This window comes from Acrocarpospora sp. B8E8 (genome assembly GCF_039871605.1).
GTDB lineage: Bacteria > Actinomycetota > Actinomycetes > Streptosporangiales > Streptosporangiaceae > Acrocarpospora > Acrocarpospora macrocephala.
Genome location: NZ_JBDPLV010000004.1, coordinates 167,259 through 190,604, shown reverse-complemented (window position 1 = coordinate 190,604; position 23,346 = coordinate 167,259). Strand labels below are relative to the sequence as shown.

The following is a 23,346-nucleotide window of genomic DNA, read 5'->3' as shown; positions in this document are numbered from 1 at the left end:
TGGTATTGGGTGTCACTCTGCGCCCGTGAGTGTCACCCAAACCCCCCAAAGTGCCAGTTTTCTCGATAAGTACTTCAAGATCTCCGACCGTGGCTCAACGGTCGGAACCGAAGTGCGCGGCGGTCTCGCCACGTTCTTCACGATGGCCTACATCGTCGTCCTGAACCCGATCATCATCGGCACCGTCAAGGACGCGGACGGCCAGTTCCTCGGCGACGGCAGCGCCCCGAACATCCCGCTGGTCGCGGTGGCCACCGCTTTCGTGGCCGGACTGCTGACCATCCTGATGGGCCTCGTGGCCAATGTCCCGTTCGCGCTCGCGGCCGGTCTTGGCCTGAACGCCTTCGTGACGTACGGCATCGCCACCCAGATGTCGTGGGAAGACGCGATGGGCCTGGTCGTCCTGGAAGGTCTGATCATCCTGCTGCTGGTCCTGACCGGATTCAGGACAGCCGTCTTCCACGCCATCCCCAGCAGCCTGAAGACGGCCATCTCGGTCGGCATCGGCCTGTTCATCGCGTTGATCGGCTTCGTGGACGCGGGTTTCGTGCGCAAGACGGCCGCTCCGGCGCCCCCGATCGAGCTGGGCATCGGTGGCGCTCTGACCAGCTGGCCGATCCTGGTCTTCGTGGTCGGCCTGCTCACCACCGCGGTGCTGGTGGCCCGCAAGATGAGGGGCGCGATCCTGATCGGCATCGTCGCCACCACCATCTTCGCGATCATCGTCGAGCTGTTCGCCGACGCGGGCCCGTCCCTGGTCAACGGCCAGCCGAACCCGCAGGGCTGGGGCCTGAACGTGCCCGCCCTCCCGTCCCTCGGCGACATCGTCGACATCCCGAGCCTCGGCCTGCTCGGCCAGTTCAGCCTGTTCGGCGCGTTCTCCAAGATCTCCGTCGTGCTGGCGATCCTGCTCGTCTTCACCCTGCTGATCACCGACTTCTTCGACACGATGGGCACCATCGTCGGCGTCGGCAAGCAGGCCGACCTGATCCAGCAGGACGGCACCCTGCCCAAGACCCGCGAGATCCTGCTGGTGGACTCCGTCGCCGCCGCGGCCGGAGGCGCCGGTTCCGTCTCCTCCAACACCACCTACATCGAATCGGCCGCGGGCGTCGGTGAAGGCGCTCGTACCGGTCTGGCCAGCGTGGTCACCGGCATCCTCTTCCTGCTGACGATGTTCCTGGCCCCGCTCGTCGCGGTGGTCCCCTACGAGGCCGCGGCCCCCGCGCTGGTCGTCGTCGGCTTCCTGATGATGACTTCGATCCGGGAGATCGACTTCACCGACTACGAGATCGCCATCCCGGCGTTCCTCACGATTGTCCTGATGCCCTTCACGTACTCCATCGCGAACGGCATCGGCGCGGGCTTCATCGCGTACGTCCTGATCAAGGCCGTCAAGGGCAAGTCGCGCGAGATCCACCCGCTGCTCTGGGTCGTCACGGCCCTGTTCGTGATCTATTTCGCGCTCGGCCCGCTGAAGATCCTCTTCAACATCGGCTGACAAAGAATCCCCACCGGCAATCCGGTGGGGATTCTTTCGCGTGCTCCTGCCGGTCATCGTCAACCGGGTTTTATTTGGGCAGGGTCGCCTCAGGCGCTGACCGGCTCGCGAGCCAGGACCGCTACACCGGTGTTGCGGTCGGGTAACTGAAAGTTTCAGAGGTCGGCCGATATTTTATGGGGTCAGGACTCCGCGCTTTCCTTGTTCTGGCCAGGAGATTGACCCCTCTTCCGGGGAATTCTAGCCTCCGTGGACAACACGAAAGCTATCGAAAACTTTCGGAAAAAGGAGATCCTGTGCCTTCCTCGAAATGGCGATCTCTCGCGGTGGTCTGCGCGGTGGCGTCGGCTGCGGCAAGCGTTCTTATCGCCACACCCGCCCACGCGGACGGGACTCTACGTGGGCATGCCGAAGAACGGGGCAAGTTCATCGGCGCCGCGATCGCCACCAGTCCGCTCGCCAACGAGACGGCTTATCGGAACATCGCGTCCACGGAGTTCAACCAGATCACGGCCGAGAATGCCATGAAGTGGGAGTCGACCGAGCCGAACGACAACCAGTACACCTTCACCGGGGCTGACCAGATCGTCAACTTTGCCACCCAGAACAACCAGCAGGTGCATGGGCACACGCTGGTGTGGCACAGCCAGACGCCCGGCTGGGTGCAGGGTTTGAGCGCCACCAACATGCGTGCCGCCATGAACGAGCACATCGCCACGGTCGTCGGCCGGTACGCGAACAACGCGACCGTGGTCTCCTGGGACGTCGTGAACGAGGCCTTCAACGAGGACGGGACCTTCCGGCAGTCGTTCTGGTTCAACACGCTGGGCCAGAGCTACATCGCCGACGCGTTCCGCGCCGCCCGCGCCGCCGACCCGAACGCGCGCCTGTGCATCAACGACTACAACGTCGAAGGCATCAACGCCAAGAGCACCGCCATGTTCAACCTGGTGCAGTCGCTGCGCGCGCAGAACGTGCCCGTCGACTGTGTCGGCTTCCAGGGGCACCTGGCCATCCAGTTCGGCTTCCCGAACGACATCCAGCAGAACATGCAGCGCTTCGCCAACCTCGGCGTCCAGGTCAGGGTCACCGAGCTGGACGTCCGCATGCAGACCCCGCGTACCGCGGCCAAGGACACCACGCAGGCCCAGTACTACACGAACGTCATCAACGCCTGCAACGCAGTCACCGCCTGCGCCGGCGTGACGATCTGGGGCTTCACCGACAAGTACTCGTGGGTGCCGGACACCTTCAGCGGCGAGGGCTTCGCGCTGATCTACGACAACAACTACGCGATCAAACCCGCGTACACAGCGGTGCACAACGCGCTCGACGGCGGCGGAGGCGGCGACACGACCCCGCCCAGCACTCCGGGTACGCCTACCGCCTCCAACGTCACCTCCTCGGGCGCGACACTCTCGTGGGGCGCGTCCACGGACACCGGCGGTTCTGGTCTGGCGGGTTACAACGTGTACCGCGAGCAGGGCGCGACCGATCCGCTGCTTGGTTCGCCGACGACGAACTCGTTCACGCTGACCGGGTTGACGGCCAACACCCAGTACCAGGTCTACGTCCGGGCGCGTGACGGCGCGGGCAACCTGTCGGGCAACTCCCAGCTGGTGACGTTTACCACGACCGGCGGCGGGGGCACCGACACGACTCCGCCGTCCACACCTGGTACGCCTACCGCCTCCAATGTCACCGCGTCGGGCGCGACCCTGACGTGGACGGCATCCACCGACACCGGTGGTTCTGGCCTGGCCGGCTACAACGTCTATCGGGAGCAGGGTGCGACCGACCCGCAACTGGGTTCGCCGACGACCAACTCGATCACGCTCACCGGGCTGACCGCCAACACCCAGTACCAGGTCTACGTCCGGGCGCGTGACGGCGCGGGCAACCTGTCCGGAAACTCCGCACTGGTCACCTTTACCACCACCGGTGGCGGTACCGGCGGGGCCTGCACCGCGACCGGCACCGTGCAGACACAGTGGCAGACCGGCTACGTGATCCAGCCGGCTCGGGTGACGGCGGGCAGCTCGGCGATCAACGGCTGGACGGTGACCTTCACCCTCCCGGCCGGGCACACGATCACCGGTTCGTGGAACACCGTGCTGACCGTCAGCGGCCAGACCGTGACGGCCAGGAATGTCGGCTTCAACGGCAACCTGGCCGCGGGCGCCTTCGGCGAGTTCGGCTTCCAGGTGAGTCGTCCCAACGGCAACACCGCGCTGCCCTCCGGCTACACCTGCACCTCGCCGTGAAACACCTGAACTGAAGATCGCGAACTGAACGGGGTCGTGGCACACCAGCCACGACCCCGTTCCCACCTTCACTAGAGGTATTCGCCAGAGTGGGGAGACGGTGACGGCCAAGAGCATCGGTTCCACGCCGAGGGCGCGGCTCCGTGGGTCGCGTCCTCGTCGTATCTTTGGCCTTCCGTACGGGAAGGTATGGGAGCAAGCGAGGCCTCGCCATGGAGGAATATCACGATGTCGTATATAGTTAGCAGAGGTAATGACTTATGCTAACGAATCCCCAGAAGACAGAGTCGGCTGCGAACCTCCGCAGCGACGCAGGTCTGGCGTCCGCGCTCCGCGTGTCCCTCGCCCGCCTGAACCGGCGCCTGCGCAAACAGGGCACGGGCCACTCGCTGACCCCCACCCAGCTCGCGACCCTGGCCGCTGTAGAACGCCACACCGCGATGACGCCTGGCGAACTGGCCGAGCACGAGAAGGTGCAACCTCCCTCGATGACCCGCGTGATCGCCAACCTGGAGGAACGGGGCCTACTGGCCCGCACCCCGCACTCAACGGACCGCCGCCAGGTCTCGATCACCGTCACCCCAGCGGGCATCGCCCTGCTGAAGGAGGAACGCCGCCTCAAGGAAGCCTGGCTGGCCCAACGCCTCAAGGACCTCACCCCCGAGGAACGAGCAACCCTCCGAGCAGCCGCCCCCATCCTGGAAAAACTCTCCACAACCTAACCACTCCCGGGGCTCCAGCTATTGAGGGGGTTGTCCCACCCACCCGCCTTTCGGGTCGTTCGCACTCGGCCCCACCCGCCGACGCTGGCCCGGCCGCTGATGAGGTGCCGTTTGCGTCGGCGTCTGAGGCTGTTGCCGATGAGGTGGTGTCCGATCCGGTTGGGAAGGCAGCGGTTCACGGGGGAATGTTCAGGTCGTTGCGGAGCTACAACTACCGGCTGTTCGCGGTCGGGGGTGTGGTGTCCAATGTGGGGACCTGGATGCAGCGGACCGCCCAGGACTGGCTTGTGTTGAGCTTGACCGGGGGAAGTGGGGCGGCGCTTGGCATTACCGTGGCGCTGCAGTTCTTGCCGATGCTGTTGTTCGGGTTGTGGGGCGGCGTGCTGGCCGACCGCTATCCGAAGCGGCGGTTGCTGGTGGTCGCCGACTCGCTGATGGGGTTGCTGGCGCTGGCGATGGGTGTGCTCATCGTGAGCGGTGCCGTACAGGTGTGGCATGTGTTCGTTATGGCGTTCATGCTGGGGTTGCTGGCCTGTGTGGAGGTGCCGACCCGGCAGGCGTTCGTGGTGGAGATGGTCGGGCGCGACGATCTTTCGAACGCGATCGCGCTGAACAGCTCCACGTTCAACCTGGCCCGGGTCGTGGGGCCCGCGCTGGCGGGTGTGCTGATCGCCGTGCTGGGCACTGGCCCGATCTTCATGGTGAACGCGGTGTCGTTCGGGGCGGTGATCGCCGGCCTGCTGCTCATGCGCAAGAGCGAACTCCGGACGCCGGAGCGGGTGCCCCGGGCGAAGGGGCAGCTCCGGGAAGGGCTGCGCTATGTCGGCAGACGGCCTGAGCTGCTGTTGCCGATCCTGATCGTGGCGTTCGTGGCGGTCTTCGCGCAGAGTTTCTCGACGGCTATCGCATTGATGGCGACCAACGTCTATAACGCGGGCTCGTCGGCTTTCGGAATCGCGTCAAGCGCGCTGGCGGTGGGGGCGCTGGGCGGCGCGTTGCTGGCAGCGCGGCGAATCAAGCCAAGCCGCCGATTCCTGCTGCTGGGTGCGGCCTTCTTCGGGATATTCCAGATGATGGCAGCCCTGGCCCCCGGCTACCTCACGTTCCTGATCCTGCTGATCCCCGCCGGTATGGCCATGATCACCGTGAACACGACCGCCAACGCCACCGTGCAAATGGGCGCAACCCACGCTATGCGCGGCCGGGTCATGGGAATCTACATCCTGGTCTTCACCGGCGGCGCCCCCATCGGCGCCCCCTTGGTCGGCTGGCTCTCCGAACTGGCCGGCCCCCGGATCGCCATCCTGGCCACCGGCACCCTCAGCCTCCTCGGCGTGGCCCTGGCCCTCCTGGTCACCCGCCTGGTCGCCAAACGCCAGGGCTTGACCGAACACATCCTCCCCATCCGCTCCGCCAAGCGCGTATTCCGCCGAAAGATCACCCCTGACGCGAAAACCAAGCCCTTTCCGACTACAACGACCGAGCCCTCCTCGCCCTGACCCAGTAACATCCCCGACCCGGGTGGCGTCCCATCAGACACCACCCCAGTTGAAAGTGTCAGGAGAAAACGTCTTCGGCCGACTCGGCGAACAGGGCGCGTTTGACCCAGGAGTCGAGGATCGTCTCGTCTTTGCAGGCGGTGATGCGCTCGCGGTCGTCTTCGGAGAGTTCGATCCCCCGGGTTTCCAGCACCATCAGCAGGATCCCCGCTTCTTTCTCCAGCACACCCTCGGCCTTGCCCACGGCCTTGCCCTCGGCTAGGAGGCGCTCGATCAACCTGCTCTGGTATGGGTAGGTTTCGGCGGTCATGAGCCTCTCCATTTCTTGTTGGGCGTTGCCCGTCAGAGACACCAGGACATACTTAGCGTAGCCTTCGGCGCTGGAATCGCCCCCCAGGGAGGCCAGAGCAGCTGCCAATGTTGCGAGGATCTTGTTGATCTGGGGGTGTTTGTTGTGGGTTATGGCGGCGATGGCGGCGAGGCCGAGGTTGCCGATAGCGTCGGCGACTTCGGTGTATACGGGTGAGTTGTCGGGGCCGATCACCATCGGGACCAGATCCCAGTTGGGGTGGCCGACTTTGATGGGCTGGGAGGCCCATCTCGCGGTGGCGCGGTCGCGGCAGATGACCACCAGGCAGGCGCGGCATTTGTCGCGGGCACGGAGGTTGGTGATGTAGGCGGGCCAGCTCATGCGCTTGTGATCGTCGCGCCGGAGCTGGACCTCGACGATGACGCCGAATGGGTTGGCTTTGTCGCCATAAAGCAGGGCGGCGTCGGCGCGGTACTCGGTTGGTACGCATTCGGTTAGATTGCCGGAGATGACGCGCGCATTTCCGGTTGCTGGAATGGGAAGTTTGAAGAGGGCACGTAGGGCGTCCGCGGTTCGGCCAGGGTCAAGTGTGGCGATGCCGGCGAGACCTTCGTGGGGGGGGCTAATCATGAGTAGAAGATTACCGAATGGGTAACTGGAGTATGCCAGTTTTAATCTTTTCCAAGGTGTAGAGGGTCTCTATGCTCTATATAAAGCGATGTTATATAAACATAGGGTGCCGCTCGTTTATCCCGCCGCCGCCGACGGAAACCGAAGCCAGACAAGCCAAAAGGGGTGGATGAGAGCCCATGCGTTGTCGCTGTTGTCCGGAAGCCACGAGATAGCGGGGCAGGGCGGAGCCCGAGGGAACAAGGGTGGGTGGCACTGCCGCTCTGAGGCCGCAACGGTGTTGGCGGGGGCGAGCGGAGCCCGAGGGAAAACAACGGGCTGGGTGGGTGGGGGATCCACCTCAGGTAGAGCGCATGACGTAGCCGACGCCTCGGAGGGTGTGGATTAGGCGAGGGGAGGTTCGGTTGTCGATTTTGCGGCGGAGGACCGAGACGTATGACTCGACGATTCCGGCGTCGCCGCGGAAGTCGTAGTCCCAGACGTGGTCGAGGATTTGGGCTTTCGAGAGGACGCGGCCAGTGTTGGACATGAAGTAGCGGAGGAGTTTGAACTCCGTGGGGGAGAGGGAGACCGCGGTACCGTCGCGCCAGACTTCGTGGGATTCCTCGTCCAGTTCGATGTCGGCGAAGGACAGGCGGGGCGGGGCGGCGAAGGGGTCGCCTGAGGTGCGGCGGAGGACGGCGCGGATGCGGGCGACGACCTCTTCGAGGCTGAACGGCTTCGTGACGTAGTCGTCGCCGCCCAGCGTCAGGCCGCGGATCTTGTCTTCGGTGGCGTCGCGGGCGGTGAGAAAGACCACCGGGGTGTACGTGCCGCTGCCACGCAACCGCCGTACCACCTCGAAGCCATCCACATCCGGCAACATCACATCGAGCACGATCAGGTCGGGGCGGTGGCGGCGGGCGGCTGTGACGGCCGCGCCGCCGCTGGACGCGGAATGCACCTCGAAGCCCGCGAACCTGAGGCTGGCGCCCAAGAGTTCCAGGATGTTCGGCTCATCCTCGACGACCAACAGCCGGGCTTCAGCGGAAGAAGGGGATTCAGACACCATGGCAGCTTCTTGAGGCGACATGTACGGATGCTCGGAACCTTACGAAGTTTGCCTTAAAGCCGCTGTCAAAAGATCGCATCCACGATGTGGCGGGCGATGGCGAGGCTGGATGTCGCGGCGGGGGATGGCGCGTTGCGGACGAGCACGATCGGGCCGTGGGTGTCGATGGCGAAGTCGTCCAGGAGCGAACCGTCCCTGGCCACGGCTTGGGCCCGGACGCCGCCCTCGGTTCTGGCCAGATCCTCCTTTGTCAAGGACGGCACGTAGCGCCGCGCCGCCTTGAGGAAGGTGCGCTTGGCCAGCGAGCCGTACACCTCCCGGAGCCCGGTTCGCCAGTGTTGTACGGCCATGCGCCGCGTGCCAGGCCAAGCCGCGATTCCCCGCAGATCCTTGAGCGACACCTTCGACCAGGAATATCCCTCCAGCGCGAGCGCCATCACCGCGTTCGGCCCGACCAGCACCTCACCGTCGATCCGCTTGGTCAGATGGACGCCAAGGAACGGATACCGCGGATCAGGAACCGGATAAATCAGCCCTCTGACCAGCCCCTTCGCCGCAGCCGTCAAACGCAGATACTCCCCCCGGAACGGAATGATCCGTACTTCCCCCGGCTGCCCGGCCATCGCGGCTACCCGATCCGTACCAAGCCCGGCACAGGAGACGAGCCGGTCGAAAGCGAACCGCGTCCGCCCGGCCAGCACCTCCACCCCGGACGCCGTCTCCCTGATCGCCCGGACCGGCAGCCCGAGCCGTACATCCAGGGAAGCGGCCAGGCTGCGCGCGATGGCGGGGAAGTCGGCGATCGCGGTGTGCGGGGAGTACACCGCGCCGACGCCGACCGCGTGCGGCTCGATCTCGCGCAGGCCGAGCGCGTCGAGGACGGCGATGCCGGGCACGCGATTCTCCCCGGCCCGGGCGGCGATCCGCTGCATTCCAGCGAGTTCGCTCCGGTTCGAGGCGATGACGAGCTTCCCGACCTCCTCGTAGGGAAGCTTGTGTTCCGCGCAGTATTCCCGCAGTAAGGCGACCCCGTCCCGGCAGAGGCGCGCCTTCAGCGAGCCCGGCTGGTAGTAGATGCCCGCGTGCACGACCCCGCTGTTATGCCCGGTCTGGTGCGCGCCGACCTGATCCTCCTTATCGAGCACGGTGACCTCGGCCCCCCTGGCGGTCAGCTCGCGGGCCACCGCCAACCCCAGGATGCCCGCCCCGACAACCCCGATCCTCATGTCAGCCGCCTACCTTCGCCGCGTCGATGTGCCCCTCATCGCGAAGCCGGCGCAGCGCGTCCGCGATCGTCTCGTGCCCAGGGCGGAGCCGAATCCCCGCCCTTCAAGGGTAGAACCGCACCATTGTGACGCGAGATCCCATGAAACCGGTCATCACCCCGAAAGTTAGCGCGGACATACCCATAGCAATAGGTCCACTTAGCATCGAACTTGTGTTCGGTATGATGGGGGCATGTACGTACCTCCGGAATGGCCGTCCGAGGTGCGCCCGCCCGGCAGCCCGGACTGGGAGAGCTCCGCCGTCACCTGGCTGCTGGACGCCGTGCCGCCCGACTACCGCGCCTATGGGGTGCTTCGCCGGCATCCGCTCGCGCTGGCCCGGATGGCGCACCATCACGTCCGGGCCGAGATCGAGGCGGCCCGCGCCGGATACCGCGGCGCCGCCGTCGACCTCAAGGACCACCTGCCGCCCCACGTCGTGGAGGCCGTGCTGGAGGTCTACCGCCAGGAAGGCCCCCGATTGGTCTCCCTCGCGGAGTCGATCGCCGTGGTGGAACGTGCCCTGCGCGGCGAACGTTTCGTGGAGCGGATGCGCCCTAGCGCAGGCCCTTGATCAGCGAGCCGAACCGCCGGACGTCCCGCATCCGCGCCTCGTACGTCGCGCCCACCAGGAGCAGCAGCAGCCCGCCGACCGCCACCGGCACCCAGCGCGGCACGCTCAGCACCAGGTCGGACACCCACGGCGCCAGCTCGTGCACCGCCACCATGGCCAGCGTGAGCCCCCCGAGCAGCGCGGGCGCCTGCAGCCGCCACCGCGCCCCGGCCAGCAGCACGAGCAGTGAGGCCACGCCCAGCGCGAGTGCTCTGATCCAGTTGTTCGGCTCGGTGTAGAGATCCCAGAGGCTCGGGAGCAGCGCGAACGTGAGGCCGCTGCCGTAGGCGATCCAGGAGGACGCCGTTCGGGCGCGCCACCAGCCGAAGGCGAGCAGGACTACTGCGACAGGCACGGTGTACGCCTCGACGACCTCCACGTTCTCGGCGTAGAGGCGGGTCCAGGAGGCGAGCAGCAGGAGCACTGTGCCGACATAACCAAGGTTGTGCCGGTCGGGGCGCAGGGCCGTACCAACCGCGATGACGCCCGCCAGGGCCAGCGCGACGCTGAGCATGCGCGGGTCCACGACGTAGCCGAACGCGATCAAGGTGAGCGCGTATCCGGCGATCTCCACCCCGACGTCCCGCAGCAGCCAGGCGGCGACGGCGGCCAGTCCCGCGACCGCGATCAGAACGAACGTCACATACCGCGCACTCTGCCCGGCCGCCAGCCACACCGCGACGGCCTCGCCCCCGGCCAGCGCCGTCGCCACCCCGGCAGCCCCAGCCCGTACGGCAGGCAGGCTCGCCCGCCACGCCACCCCAGCGGCGACGACGGCCAGGACAGCCGCCGCGACCAGGGTCGCCGTCTTGGAGACCAGGGCCCACGCCGCGACCTCGGCGACCATGCCAACCGCGAGCACGGCGAAAGCCAGCTCCCGTGACCGCCCCCCGAACGCCACCCCGGCTCCGAGCAAGGCCGTGACCAGCAGCTGTACGGCGACCAGAACCCCGAACGGCAGATTGAACGCGACCGGCAGCACGACCAGCATGACGGCGGTCACCGCGACCGCGGACATGATCGCCGCGTTCTTCTGGCGGACCACCAGCGCGCACACCGCCAGGGCGATCGCCACGGTGGCCAGCACGATCACGGCGGGGACGGTGAGCGTGACCAGATTCAGCCCGAGTTCGTCGCGTGCGCCCAGCGTGCGAGGTCCATCCCAGGGCGTACGTGGTTCCCAGTGGTCTGGGGAGAAAGGCCCGATCAGCGCGACCGTGACCGGAACCAGCACGGGCGAAGCGACCAGCAGACCGAAGCCACCGGCGGCGACCGCCGCGATTCTGCCGATCTCGCGCCCGATCGTGGGCCGGACAAGCAGGGCGATCCCGGCGACGGCGAACGCGGCGACAGGGGTCGGAACAGGCCACCAGCTTGCATCGACGGACAGCCGGATCGGATACGCCAGCGCCGCCGCCAGCGTGATGGCGGCTCCGCCCGCGAGCGGGATCGTCCATCGGCCACGCGAGGCCTGGAACAGCGCGATGGCGGCAGCCGCGACCAGCACGCCGGAGAGGGCGAACCCGCCCTGGAGGTCGACTTCCCGGATGGTCAGCAGCACGCCCACGGCTGAGCCGATCGTCCAGGTGATCCAGAAGCAGACGATGGCGGTGCCGCGCTTGAGCCGGTGCCAGAGCAGCAGGTCGATCCCGGCGGTGGCGACCAGCGCGGTGGTGATCCACAGGGCGTCCCGGTCGATGCTGAGGACCGGCAGGGCCAGCTGTCCGAACCCGATCGCCACCGGAACGGCCAGTTTGAGCGTGTGGATCCGCTCGCCGACGACCACGTGCACGAGCAGGCCGTACAGGGCGAAGAGCGCGCACACAACGGCGATCAAGACGCCGGTGTACGTCAGCGGCTGGATGCGATCAAGTCCGGCCAATTCGACCTGCCAGGCGGCGTAGCCGTCGAGCAGCATCAGCGCGAACCCGAGCAGCGCCATGGTCTCGGCCGTCGCGCTCAACCCCCGGCGCAGCAGGAACAGCGGCGTCGCCAGCGTCAGCGCCGTGAACCCCAGCAGAACCGCCGCCCGCCCACCGATCCCGAGATATCCCCAGCTCACGACGGTGAACACGACCGCCGCCACAACCAGCAACAACCCACCCAAACCCAGCAGCAGATTCTGCACGGCCTTGCCGGACATATCCGTCGGACGCTGCGGCGGAACAGGCGGACGCCCCAAGATCGGTGCTTGGTTGGGACCCCCGCTCGGGACTGCTCCCGCCATTGCCGGAACCTTGTCGCGACTTGCGCGCAGCGTCCTGAGCAGCACCTCGCGCCGGGCCAGGAGGTGGCCCTCCCGGGCGCGCAGATCGGCCAGCGCCAGATCGAGCTGCCACAGCTCGGTCGCCGCCGGTCCGACGAGGGGCAGCCCGCAGGCCGGACAGGAGGCGTGGGACCCGGTCAGCTGCTGACCGCAGTCCGGGCACGGAAGGGGACCACCGGAGTTCATGCCCGAAACAATGCCGTCCCGCCCGCGCGAGCACATGCGTATATGTACTCAGTTACTGATAAGTAGCCAGGATCCCGGCCCGCATGAGAAGCCGGGATCCGTGGCGTCGGCGTCAGAGGTAGCTCTGGCGCTCGATCCTGAAGGAGACCCCGCCCTGCTCGTCGATGGCGGCGTCCAGGGATTTGTCGTCCAGGACATCGGCGGCCTCGGCGTCCAGGAAGACCCGGGCGCCCTCGACGTCGATCACCTGGTCGGTGACCGCCGGGGCGTCCGCCACCGAGAGCAGCAGGGCTCCCGGCTCGTCGGCCTGGCCAGCGATGCGAATGCCCGTGTCCGCCGAATCCGTCGACTGCGCGGTGAGATCACGGATCACCTGTACGGCGTTGTCCGTCAGTGTGAGCACGATGACTCCTCGTTCTGGTCGGGTGTTTCGTCCCACCTTGCCCCCGACTAGCGAGTTCACACATCCGGCTCAGCGAACCGCCCAGCGGGCGATGATTCCGATAATCGCCATCGCGCCGAGGGCGACACCGACCCACAACGCCACCATGGAGATGGGCACACCGCTGGACTCGGCGGCCGCGGCGGGCTTCGCCACGGCAGGCTGGGCCGGGGATGGCGACGCGGCGACCTTGGCCGGGAGCGGGACCTCGTAGACCGGGCTGCCGATCCCTTCCGACCCGGTGAGCAGGGCCGATCCGTCCCGCGTGTACGTCACCGACTCCGACTGCGCGAGGGCGGGCATGGAAACTCTGGACACCAGTTTGTCCGGAGCTTTGTAGATAGATGCGGAAAAATAGGTACGAATAACGAAGGTCGCGCCGTCAGGGGCGTACGCGGCATCCGTGGCCATGATCGGCGCCTCGCCAACGCGGCGCAGCACGTTGGTCCGATCGGTACGGAGAACCTTCGGGGCTTGGTAGATCGACCCCACGAACTCCTTGCTGACCACGTAAAGGCGCCCCGTCTTGGGATGAACCATGAGCCCTTCGGCGTTCCGGCCCCCATCCGCGTACCGAAACCGGTACCGCACGGCCTGCAACGTGGCATCCCTCATCCGCTGAGGCTCGATCACCTTATAAACGGAAATATCCGGCCATGCGCCTTCCAAATTGTCGCCGATGTCGGCGAACCACAGCACCCCACGGCCGGTCTCCGGGTCCTTCGACGCGGCCATCGCCTCCCAGTCCCGAGCCTCCGCCCCGGCCAGCGTGAACGTCGCCCGGGTCCGCCCGTCCATGCCCACAGCGAAGAACTGCGCCCCCGCGTCACTGTCGTTGTGGGTGTAGATGATGTCCGGATGCGTCGGCGAGAGCGCGAGCCCGCTCGACTCGGTGATCCGCTTGTCCCGAAACTTGAACAGGACCCGCTCGGTATCGTCCGCCCAGGCGGGCGTCGCCGTCACCACCCCGACCACCAGCATCACCAGCCCGATGACTTTCACCCTCACTCCCCCCATGCGGCAATCATTGCTGATAGTGCCCACGAGCGCTCGCCTGGAGTCCACTCCAGGTTCATAAGCTGAGGTCCATGGAGTATGGACAACTAGGTCGCACTGGACTCAAGGTCAGCAAGCTCTGCCTGGGCACGATGAATTTCGGCCCGCACACCACCGAGGAGGACTCGTTCGCGATCATGGATCGCGCGCACGAGCTGGGGATCAACTTCTTCGACACCGCCAACGTCTACGGCTGGAAAATGGGCGAGGGTGTCACCGAGCAGATCGTCGGGCGCTGGTTCGCCCAGGGCGGCGGTCGCCGGGAGAAGACCGTCATCGCCACCAAGCTGTACGGCTCCATGGGCGAATGGCCGAACGACAACCTCCTGTCCGCGCTCAACATCCGCCGCGCCTGCGACGCCTCGCTCAAGCGCATGCAGACGGACTACATCGACATCTACCAGGCCCACCACATCGACCGGAACACCCCGTTCGAGGAGTTCTGGGAAGCCATGGAGGTCCTGCGGACCCAGGGCAAGATCCTGTATGTCGGTTCGTCCAACTTCGCCGGCTGGCACATCGCCAAGGCCCAGGAGGCGGCCCGCCGCCGCAACTTCCTCGGCCTGGTCAGCGAGCAGTCCAAATATCACCTGCTGCAGCGCTCGGTCGAGCTGGAAGTCCTGCCGGCCTGCGAGGACTACGGGCTCGGGGTGATCCCGTGGAGCCCCCTCGCCGGAGGTCTCCTCGGGGGCGTCCTCCGGAAGATCGAGAAGGGCCGTACGGCCACCCCGGACCAGCAGGCCGAGATCGAGCGGCTCCGTCCGCAGCTGGAGCAGTACGAGGCGTTCTGCGATGAGCTGGGGGAGGACCCGGCGAATGTCGGCCTGGCCTGGCTGCTGCACCAGCGCGCGGTGACCGCTCCCATCATCGGCCCACGCACGGCCGAACAGCTGGACGGAACCACCCGGGCACTGGAGATCAAGCTCGACGAGAAGGCGCTGGCCCGTCTCGACGAGATCTTCCCCGGCCCCGGGGGAACCGCGCCGGAGGCGTACGCCTGGTGAATGAGCTGGGTGCGCAGGGCAGCTGACCAGCGCACCCAGCACCACGATGAGCACGAGCAGGCCCAGCACGGCCGGCACCAGCCAGCGTCGAGGACGATCCACGCCGACGAGCCTAACCGCGCCTGCCGAGTGGGTAGTCCTCGATGGGTTCGTACCGTAGGGGCGGCCCTTGGTGACTCTCGAACAATTGCGCACTCGTCGCCTGCCAGGGCGTCCCTTCGAAGCCGCTCAACGCCTCCACAAGTGGGGAAATTTCAGCCGATTTCCGCGACCTGGCCAGAGTGAAATGGGCCCGGTAGGGCCGTTCGTCGATGTGCCCCGCGCCCGCTCGCCTGGCCCCGGCCGCCAGCGACCCCGCAAGCCTGGCCAACCTCGCCGGAGCACGCAAACTCAGCCACAAGGTGACCGCCCGCCCAGGCTTGGCAAACGCCCCCGACCTTCCCAACGCCAGCGTCACCGGTTCATGATGTCCAGCGGCCCGCGCCAACCGCACCCCGAGCTCCGCCCGCGCCTTATCCGGAACCTCGCCCAAAAAAGCCAGCGTGATATGCCAGTTGGCCGGCTCAACCCAGGTCAGCTCCGGCCAATCCCGCCGCAACGGCTCAACAGCCTCCTCAACTTCGGCGAGTACGTCCGGCGGAGGCACCAACGCCACGAACATCCTGCTCACCCTGAGGATTCTCGCAGCCGTTCCGGCAACGAGTCCGCTCGTACAACACAGGCAGGACCTAGGCCTCTACTGCGGGTCGGGACGAGCGCTCAGGCTCGCAGGCATGGGAGGCGAGGTCATGAGCGCAGGAACCGTGCCGTCGACACGCCACGACGCATGGGCGGAACTGGATGTCACCACCGCCGCGAGCCTGGATGTCGAGGCGGTGCTGGCCCGGTTGGGGATCAGCAGGGAGGGCGTGAGCGGAACCCAGGCACGAGAACGGCTTCAAGCGGTGGGCCCGAACGCGGTGCGCACCCATCAGGCGCGGCGGCTCGCGGTGCTGGCGCGCCAACTACGATCCCCGCTGCTGATCCTGCTCGCCCTGACCGCGATCGCGTCCTACTTCCTCGGCGAACCGGCCGACGCCCTGATCATCGGAGCGATCCTGACGGCGTCGGTGGGCCTTGGGTTCTTCAACGAGTACCGCGCGGAGAGATCCGCGCAGGCGCTGCACTCACAGATCAGGCACACCTGCGTGGTCCGGCGGGACGGCCGGCCACAGCCGGTGGACGTGACCGGCGTCGTACCCGGCGACATCGTCGAACTCGGGCTCGGCCAGATCGTGCCCGCGGATCTGCGCCTGATCTCTGTCGAAGGGCTGGAGTGCGAGGAGTCGGTGCTCACCGGGGAGTCGATGCCGGTGGCCAAGTCGATCGCCCCGGTCCGGCCGGGCGCTCCCCTGGCCGAACTGAGCAGTTGCGCGCTGATGGGCTCCGTGGTGCGCGCCGGCTCCGGCACCGCGGTCGCGGTGGCCACCGGCGGGCGCGCCGAGTTCGGAAAGATCGCGCTCGGCCTGGGGCACCGCCACCCCGACACGGAGTTCCAGGTCGGGCTGAGCAGGTTCTCCATGCTGCTGGTCAGGGTCGCCGCCGTGCTGACCGTCACGATCTTCATCGTCAACCTGCTGCTCCACCGCCCGCTTATCGACGCTCTGCTGTTCTCGCTGGCGATCGCCGTGGGGATCTCCCCGCAACTGCTGCCCGCCGTCGTCTCCACCGGCCTGGCCGCGGGGACACGGCGCCTCGCTCAGCGCAAGGTGCTGGTCAAACGCCTGGTCTGCATCGAGGACTTAGGTGATATCGAGGTGCTGTTCACCGACAAGACCGGCACCCTCACCGAGGGCGGCATCAGCCTCATGCGTTCCCTTGGCCCGGACGGAACCCCCGCCGACGAACCCCTGAAACTCGGCCTGCTCTGCAACGAAGCCGCGGTCGCCGCCGGGCGGGTGGCGGGCGGCAACCCGCTGGATGTCGCGCTCTGGCAGGCTCCGGCCGCAGCGGTTCTCGGCCCCACGCTGGCCCCCTACCGGCGGCTGGCCGTCCTTCCCTTCGACCATGAACGCCGGATCGTGTCGGTCGTGGTCGAACACGAGGGTCGCAGGACCCTCATCACCAAGGGCGCGCCGGAAGCCGTCCTGGCACGCTGCACTGATGTGCCGCCCGAGGTGACGGCCACGCTGGCGGCCGAGTCCGCCGCGGGCAACCGCGTGGTCGCGGTGGCGGAACGTCCCGCCCCCGAATCGCTCCAGATCACCCTCGCCGACGAGTGCGACCTCGTCCTGCGTGGCCTGCTGGTCTTCCTGGACCCGCCCAAGACCGGCGCCTCCCACGCGCTCGAGCGCCTCGCCGATCTCGGCATCACCGTGAAGGTCCTCACCGGCGACAACCCTGCCGTTGCCGCGCGGCTCTGCGCCGACCTCGGACTGCCCGGCGGACGTGTCGCGACCGGTCAGGACGTCGCCGCCGCCGACGATGACGGTTTAGCCGCGCTCATCGACCGGTCTACCGTGTTCGCACGGGTCACGCCGGAACAGAAGGCCCGCATCGTCCGAGTCCAGCGGGGCAGCGGACTGGACGTCGCCTTCCTCGGCGACGGCGTCAACGACGCCCTCGCGCTGCACGCCGCCGACGTGGGCATCTCGGTCGAGACCGCGACCGACGCCGCCAAGGACGCCGCGGACGTGCTGCTGCTGGAGAAGGACCTCAACGTGCTCGCCGACGGCGTCATGGAGGGCCGTCGCATCTTCGCCAACACCATGAAATACGTCCTGATGGGCACGTCCAGCAATTTCGGCAACATGTTCAGCGCCGCCGGGGCCTCCCTGGTGCTGGGCTTCCTGCCGATGCTGCCGTCCCAGATCCTGCTCAGCAACCTGCTGTACGACACGAGCCAGCTCGCCATTCCCACCGACAAAGTCGACCCCGAGCAGGTGGCCCGCCCCGCCCGCTGGAACATGAAGCTCATCCAGCGCTTCATGCTGTTCTTCGGGCCGCTCAGCTCCTTGTTCGACTTCGCCACGTTCGCCGTCATGCTCGGGATCTTCCATGCCGGCCCGGCCCTCTTCCGTACCGGCTGGTTCGTCGAATCCCTCGCCACCCAGACACTCGTGATCTTCGCGATCCGGACCCGGCGCAGCCCGTTCTTCCGCAGCCATCCCAGCCTTCCGCTGGTAGTCGCCACCCTCGGGGTCGTTCTGATCGGCATGGTGCTGCCGCTCACCCCGGTGGCGCAGCTGCTGGGTTTCGTCCCGCTTCCCGGCCCGTACTTCCTCGCCCTGGCCGTGATGGTGGCCCTCTATCTCGGCCTGATCGAGGTCGGCAAACACTGGTTCTACCGCGCTCTCCCCGTCGTACCGGCGGGTCGCGAGCGCGCGGCCGGCCATCGCACCCACCGCAGGGCCGGACGGTTCACCACCGCCCATCGGATCCGCCGACATCGGAGTGATCCAGGCTACGGCTGAACGACGGGCAGCAGCAGCCGGAACGCCGTCCGGCGCGGGAGCGTCGGCGTGCCGTCACCTGCGCGGTGCCTGAGGGAGGCGGAGGCAGAAGCAGGCGCCCGCTTCACCCGGTTCAAAGTACGCGTCGCCGTCGTTGGCTCTGGCCAGGTGCCGGACGATCCACAGCCCGAGTCCCGAGCCCTCCGTCCCCCGGCGGGCGCGCGCACCACGGGTGAAGCGGTCGAACAGGCTGGCCTCGAACTCCGCGGGCACGCCGGGCCCGTTGTCGCACACCCGGATCTCCACCCCGCCGGGCTGTTCGGCGACGTCGACCTGAAAGGGCGGGGCTCCGTAGGCGAAGGCGTTCTCCAGGTAGTTGACCAGCATCTCCGACAGCTCGCCGCGATCGGCCAGCACCCGGACCCCGGGGTCGCACGACACGTTCACGTTCCGGGGGCGGTCGGCGAACTCGGCCAACCGTTCCAGGATCACCTCCAGCACCGGCACCGGCACCGTGGTGGTGTGCGAGATCTTCGCGTCGATCTTCGCCACGGTGAGAAGCTTCTTGACCAGGGACTGGACATGGGCGGTGCGATCGGCGATGCGGCCGAGGACGTCGGCTCGTTCCTCGTCGGTGAAACTCTCCCGGGGGTCGCGCAGCATGTCCACGAGCTGGCCGATCCCCGTGAGCGGGTTGCGGACCTCATGGGCCGCCACCGCGATCACCGAGCCCCGCCGTTCGAGTTCCGCTTCGAGCTCCTGCTCGGCCTGCCGCCGGAGGGTGACATCACGCAGCGCGGCGACATGCAGGAACTGTCCGGCGACCGTCGTGGTGGTGGCGCGCATCTCGACCACCCGCGTCTGGCCGCCGGGCAGCATCAGGTCGATCTCGGTTGATTCGCCGGCGACGACCGGATGGCCGAACAGGGTGCCGACGAGTTCACCCGTGGGCCGGCCGACGAGTTCCTCGGCGGCGGGGTTGCAGATTCGGATCACACCGCTGTCGTCGACCGCGACGATTCCGTCGGCCAACGCCGACATGACGATCCGCCGGGCGTCGTGTCCGAGATTCGCGGGCCGCGCCGGTTCGGCGTTGTGCGGCTCACCCATCAGGACCCAGCCCGGTTGTTCCGCGGTGGGGGTTGGCAGGCATCGTGGCGGTTTCGGGGAGGATGCGGAAGACCCCGGGATAGGGGTCACCGATGTGCATACCGGCGCTGTCGATGCTGACCTGGCGGATGGCGTGGTCGTGCCCCGAGCCCCGCGTCTGCAGGACGGCGATGGCACGTTGCACGGCTGCCGTGCCGTCCACGTACTGGAGCAGGATCGTCACGTCGGTGAGGTTGGCGATCTCCGTGATCGGCGACGTTCCCACCCCGGCCGGCGCGGAGGTGAACAAAGTGGTGATCTCGTCCTGCCGGACGATCCCGCCCAGCGCGATCACGAAGTCGAGCAGGGTGCGGGGCGATGATCTCCGCTCCAGAGCGGAGAGGCTGTCGATGACGAGCCGGGCGGGCGCGAAGTCCCTGATTTCTCTCCTGATCTGGAGGAAACGATCCTCCACGGAGGCCACCTCCGGATAGGCGGCGGTGACCCGGAGCAGTCCCGACGCCTCCATGGCGTCCAGGTCGAGACCCCAACCGGCGGCACTGCGGCTGAGCTGGTCGCGGGTCTCGTCGAAGGCGTGGAACAGGCAGCGTTCCCCCGCCCGGAACGCGGCATCCGCGAACTGCAGGGCCGACAGCGTCTTTCCGGCTCCGAGCGGCCCCGTGAGCAGGACGACCGCGTCCCGGAAGACGCCGCCGTCCAGCATGACGTCCAGCTGGGAGTTGCCGGTGCAGACCCGCTCCTGCGACGCTCGCTCGCGCGGGGCGAGGAGCGCGAGCGGGATGATGACCATCCCGTCCGTCTGGTCGATGGTGAACAGCCACTCCCCGGTCCGGTGCGTGCCGCCGCGGAACTTGACCACCTCGATCGTCCGGCGCCGTCTCTCGTTCAGCAGGATGTTCCGGACGATCACCACGTTGTCGAGGACGAACTCCTCGACGCCATGCCGGGAGACATTGCCGTACTCCTCGTCGCGTTCGGTGGTGAGGACCGAGGTGACGTCGAGCGACCCCAGGACGTGGATGAGCCGGAGCAGTTCGTGACGGATGAGTTCGCGGTCGCGGAAGCGGACGAATATCGCGCCGAGTGAGTCCAGGCAGAGGCGTCTGGCACCGATCTGGCGGACGGCGCGATCGATGCGGGCCATCAGCGCGCCGAGGTCGAAGGTCCCGACCGTGAGCGATTCCTCACTGATGTCCGCCGCGGCGTCGACGAACGTCCACTTACCGTCGGCCTCCCAGCGGGCGATGTCGAAGCCCAGGAACACGGCGTTGCGGCGGATGTCATCGGGCGTCTCGTCGAAGGCGACGAATACCCCGGGTTCGTCATAGCGCATCACGCCGCGGGCGAGGAATTCGACGGCGAACAGGGTTTTCCCGCTGCCGGTCGTGCCTGATACGAGGGTGGACCGGCCGACGGGCAGCCCGCCGACGGCGACGTCGTCGAAGCCGCTGATCCCGGTGGGCATTCGCTGGATCGCGGCGCCGCCCGTCATCGTTCCGGCCCTTCCGGGGACGCGGTGTCCACGCCGGGGAGGCCGAGGAACCTGGCGACCCTGCCTTGGTCGGACAGATCACCGATGACCCGGAACTTGGGGAGCGGGGCGACCCTGATCACTGTGGGGGTGGCCAGGATCCTTTCCTCCTCCGCGAGGTCCGGCCGTGCGGCGGCGTCGATGACCTCGATCTCGTGGCAGCCGGGAAGATAGGTGTCACACAGGCCCCGGAGATTCGACGCCGCGCTCGCCGACCGCGGTGTCTGCCCGACCACGTACAACCTGAACGAGTAGGTCGTCATCGGCGTCGACACCCGCAATCCCTCCCGGCGGCCTCCTACGCCGACATACCCCCTCTCACCAGCAGCGTAACCATTCCGTAATCACCCAGGAGGCGCTGGCGGCGCAGAGCGCGAATATCGACACCGTCTCCGGCGCCCTCCGGCACTGTGTGAACGGCGGCGGCGACGTGCGCCTCGGATCGGCCCCCGAGCCCGGCCGGTCGTGGCGGGTGGGCATCGCCCATCCGCTCCGGCCAGGTGACCTCCTCGCCGTGGTCGAAGGGTGTGACCTGGCCGTGGCCACCTCAGGCGTCGCCGAGCGCGGCCCGCACATCATCGACCCGCACACCGGACGCCCGGCCCTCGAGCTGGCTTCCATCACTCTGGTCGGCGACGACCTGACCACGGTGGACGCCTACGCCACCGCCGCATTCGCGATGGGCGACGACGCCCGCGACTGGGTGCGAGCGACTCCCGGCGTCGAAGCGCTGGCGGTGACGGCCTCCGGCCGTACCTGGCGGACCAAGGGCTTCCCCGCCGCGACCGATTGGTTTGGCGGGCCGCGCTGAGCGTCCGCCCCTGCTGCGGCGATCAGCCGGGGAAGGTGCTGTCGGGGAAGTCGTTGCTGGTTGTGGTGGTGGGAAGGGTGATCTTGTCGCCTTCGGTGAGGCCTTCGGTGATTTCGATGTAGAGGTCGCTGCGGATGCCGGTCTGGACTGGCTTTTTCTGGCCGGTTTGGGTGGTGATGGTGGCTGTTCCGTCTTGGGTGGTTTGTACGGCTCTCGCGGGGACGTAGAGCGTGTTCTCGGATTCGGCGGTGGTGACTAGGACGGTGGCGGATTGGCCTAGGAGTAGGCCTTCGGGGTGTTCGTCGAAGGTGATGGTGACGCCGTACTGGACGAGTTGGCCGGTGGTGGTGGCGGTGGCGTCGATGTGGCTGACTTTGCCGGGGTGTTTGGTGGTTTGGTCGGTGGTGAGGGTTATTTCGGCGGGTTGGCCTACCTTGAGGTGGCCGATGTCGGATTGGGTGAACATGGCTTGGAGCTGGAGGTTGTCCAGGTCGCCGAGGGTGATGAAGGTGCCGGAGGTGTAGTCGGTGTCCAGGGTTCCGGCGATGGAGAGGACGGTTCCGGCGGCGGGGGCCTTGATGGTGACTCCGGCCAGGGCTTCCTTGGCTTCGGCCAGGTCGGTGGTGGTCTGGCTGACATTCGCTTCTAGTTCTGCTTCGGTGAGGGCTCTGCCCTGAGAGCCGCCGCCGCTTGGGGTGCCGCCTCCTGAACCGCCGGTCTGTCGGGTTTGCGTGTCCTGGGTTCCCTGGCTGGGTTGGGTCGTGGCGCAGGTGGGGGTCGGGCGGGGTGCGGTGGGGGATGGGCTCGGGCTCGGAGCAGGGGGTTCGGTCTGGACGACGAGACCGCCGTCTCGGGATGCGGGCTTGTCGGGGTTGTCGTCGCGGCCGGGGGAATCGGGCGTGGATCCGGCAGAGGCGGGTTCTACCGCCATGCCAGAGGAAGGTGAGGGCTGGGGCGCGCCGCCCGATCGCCCGGAGCTCGGGGTCGCGGAAGGTTTGGCGGTCGGGTTCGCGCTGGGGTTCGCACTTGGCTTGGCCGTGCTCGACGGCGGGCAGGCTGACCCAGAACCACCGCCAGCTCCAGAACCGCTACCGCCCGCAGCACCGCTACCGGTGGCGGAACCGCTACCCCCAACCGCACCGCTGCCGGCGCCGGTACTGTCACTCCCGGAACCCCCACTCCCGGAATCGCCGCTGGAGGTCGGGTTGTCGAGGGCGTATTCGGCCGCGTCGAGGGCCGCCTTGGCGGCGGTGTAGTTCTCCTTGGCGACCGTGTTGTCGATGCGGGCGAGGATTGCGCCCTTTGTGACCTTGTCGCCGATGGAGACGTAGATCTTCTGGACCTTGCCCTGCGAGGTGAAAGAGAGGTCGCGCATGCCGTTGTCGACCGTGGTCGCGGCGGCGGAGACCGAGGAGACGACGGTGCCCCGGGAGGCGGAGGCGTATTCCAGGCGGGGGGCCGCGGCGGAGTCGTCGCCGGTCATATAGATCACGCCGGTGCTCACCAGGACGATCGCCGCCAGGGCGAGCCCTCCCTTGCGCAGGAGGGAGGACGGGCTGCTCGACATCATGGCGGCCATCCTGGCGATCGCGCGTCATGCCCCGCTTAACCCTGCCTGAGAGTTGGCTGTGCGTGCTGGCAGCAAACCTTCAGG

General features: G+C 67.5%; 19 protein-coding genes. 8 read left to right on the top strand and 11 right to left on the bottom strand.

Annotated features, from left to right (window positions below):
- Positions 1-25 precede the first annotated feature (25 nt).
- From ABGB08_RS06105 to ABGB08_RS06090, 4 genes are all read left to right on the top strand, one after another.
- Positions 26-1,501 carry an NCS2 family permease gene (locus tag ABGB08_RS06105; protein ID WP_347587166.1) on the top strand — a complete coding sequence of 492 codons (1,476 nt, stop codon included), beginning with the start codon at positions 26-28 and terminating at the stop codon, positions 1,499-1,501.
- A gap of 296 nt (positions 1,502-1,797) precedes the next feature.
- A complete protein-coding gene (locus tag ABGB08_RS06100; protein WP_347587164.1) occupies positions 1,798-3,765 on the top strand; it encodes an endo-1,4-beta-xylanase in 1,968 nt (655 codons plus the stop codon).
- A gap of 260 nt (positions 3,766-4,025) precedes the next feature.
- Positions 4,026-4,487: a MarR family transcriptional regulator gene (locus ABGB08_RS06095; protein WP_347587162.1), complete on the top strand. Its 462-nt coding sequence runs from the start codon at positions 4,026-4,028 to the stop codon at positions 4,485-4,487.
- A gap of 197 nt (positions 4,488-4,684) precedes the next feature.
- Entirely contained in the window at positions 4,685-5,986 is a 1,302-nt protein-coding gene (locus ABGB08_RS06090; RefSeq protein ID WP_347587160.1) for an MFS transporter, read from the top strand.
- 58 nt (positions 5,987-6,044) lie between these two features.
- On the opposite strand, the gene ABGB08_RS06085 is transcribed toward ABGB08_RS06090, so the two are convergent.
- The 3 genes from ABGB08_RS06085 to lhgO form a co-directional block, all read right to left on the bottom strand.
- Entirely contained in the window at positions 6,045-6,926 is an 882-nt protein-coding gene (locus tag ABGB08_RS06085) for a hypothetical protein (RefSeq protein ID WP_347587158.1), read from the bottom strand.
- Between the two features lie 340 nt (positions 6,927-7,266).
- A complete protein-coding gene (locus tag ABGB08_RS06080; RefSeq protein WP_155358955.1) occupies positions 7,267-7,977 on the bottom strand; it encodes a response regulator transcription factor in 711 nt (236 codons plus the stop codon).
- 65 nt (positions 7,978-8,042) lie between these two features.
- The gene (lhgO, locus tag ABGB08_RS06075) at positions 8,043-9,203 is read right to left on the bottom strand and encodes an L-2-hydroxyglutarate oxidase (protein WP_347587156.1); all 1,161 of its coding nucleotides are present in this window, start codon (positions 9,201-9,203) and stop codon (positions 8,043-8,045) included.
- 232 nt (positions 9,204-9,435) lie between these two features.
- On the opposite strand from lhgO, the gene ABGB08_RS06070 reads away from it, so the two are divergent.
- Positions 9,436-9,816, top strand: a complete 381-nt coding sequence (locus ABGB08_RS06070) for a hypothetical protein (RefSeq protein ID WP_155358953.1) — start codon at positions 9,436-9,438, stop codon at positions 9,814-9,816.
- On the opposite strand, the gene ABGB08_RS06065 is transcribed toward ABGB08_RS06070, so the two are convergent.
- The 3 genes from ABGB08_RS06065 to ABGB08_RS06055 form a co-directional block, all read right to left on the bottom strand.
- Entirely contained in the window at positions 9,800-12,307 is a 2,508-nt protein-coding gene (locus tag ABGB08_RS06065) for a hypothetical protein (RefSeq protein ID WP_347587153.1), read from the bottom strand. The genes ABGB08_RS06070 and ABGB08_RS06065 overlap by 17 nt on opposite strands.
- A 112-nt stretch (positions 12,308-12,419) precedes the next feature.
- Complete coding sequence (locus ABGB08_RS06060; protein WP_347587151.1) at positions 12,420-12,710, bottom strand: Fe-S cluster assembly protein HesB; 291 nt, start codon at positions 12,708-12,710, stop codon at positions 12,420-12,422.
- Between the two features lie 69 nt (positions 12,711-12,779).
- Positions 12,780-13,751, bottom strand: coding sequence for a hypothetical protein (locus tag ABGB08_RS06055; RefSeq protein WP_347587149.1), 972 nt, complete (start codon positions 13,749-13,751; stop codon positions 12,780-12,782).
- An 86-nt stretch (positions 13,752-13,837) separates the two neighbouring features.
- Here ABGB08_RS06055 and ABGB08_RS06050 point away from each other — a divergent pair, with 86 nt between their 5' ends.
- Positions 13,838-14,809, top strand: a complete 972-nt coding sequence (locus ABGB08_RS06050; RefSeq protein ID WP_347587147.1) for an aldo/keto reductase — start codon at positions 13,838-13,840, stop codon at positions 14,807-14,809.
- 112 nt (positions 14,810-14,921) lie between these two features.
- On the opposite strand, the gene thpR is transcribed toward ABGB08_RS06050, so the two are convergent.
- On the bottom strand, positions 14,922-15,470 hold the full coding sequence (gene thpR / locus ABGB08_RS06045) for an RNA 2',3'-cyclic phosphodiesterase (RefSeq protein WP_347587248.1): 549 nt from the start codon (positions 15,468-15,470) through the stop codon (positions 14,922-14,924).
- A gap of 127 nt (positions 15,471-15,597) precedes the next feature.
- Here thpR and mgtA point away from each other — a divergent pair, with 127 nt between their 5' ends.
- Entirely contained in the window at positions 15,598-18,261 is a 2,664-nt protein-coding gene (gene mgtA / locus ABGB08_RS06040) for a magnesium-translocating P-type ATPase (protein WP_347587145.1), read from the top strand.
- Between the two features lie 54 nt (positions 18,262-18,315).
- Here the strand turns inward: mgtA and ABGB08_RS06035 are convergent, their stop codons facing one another.
- Genes ABGB08_RS06035 through ABGB08_RS06025 form a run of 3 tightly spaced genes read right to left on the bottom strand, consistent with a single transcriptional unit; the run spans position 18,316 to position 21,156 of the window.
- Positions 18,316-19,350, bottom strand: a complete 1,035-nt coding sequence (locus ABGB08_RS06035; protein ID WP_347587143.1) for an ATP-binding protein — start codon at positions 19,348-19,350, stop codon at positions 18,316-18,318.
- Positions 19,343-20,842 (bottom strand): circadian clock protein KaiC, encoded by a 1,500-nt coding sequence (gene kaiC, locus ABGB08_RS06030; protein ID WP_347587141.1) that lies wholly within the window; start codon positions 20,840-20,842, stop codon positions 19,343-19,345. Before kaiC ends, ABGB08_RS06035 begins: the two co-directional genes overlap by 8 nt.
- On the bottom strand, positions 20,839-21,156 hold the full coding sequence (locus tag ABGB08_RS06025; protein ID WP_347587139.1) for a circadian clock KaiB family protein: 318 nt from the start codon (positions 21,154-21,156) through the stop codon (positions 20,839-20,841). The genes kaiC and ABGB08_RS06025 overlap by 4 nt, the downstream gene beginning before the upstream one ends.
- A 5-nt stretch (positions 21,157-21,161) precedes the next feature.
- On the opposite strand from ABGB08_RS06025, the gene ABGB08_RS06020 reads away from it, so the two are divergent.
- The gene (locus tag ABGB08_RS06020) at positions 21,162-21,692 is read left to right on the top strand and encodes an FAD:protein FMN transferase (RefSeq protein ID WP_347587246.1); all 531 of its coding nucleotides are present in this window, start codon (positions 21,162-21,164) and stop codon (positions 21,690-21,692) included.
- Between the two features lie 22 nt (positions 21,693-21,714).
- Here ABGB08_RS06020 and ABGB08_RS06015 read toward each other — a convergent pair whose 3' ends face one another.
- Complete coding sequence (locus ABGB08_RS06015) at positions 21,715-23,262, bottom strand: HlyD family efflux transporter periplasmic adaptor subunit (protein WP_347587137.1); 1,548 nt, start codon at positions 23,260-23,262, stop codon at positions 21,715-21,717.
- Positions 23,263-23,346: the final 84 nt, after the last annotated feature.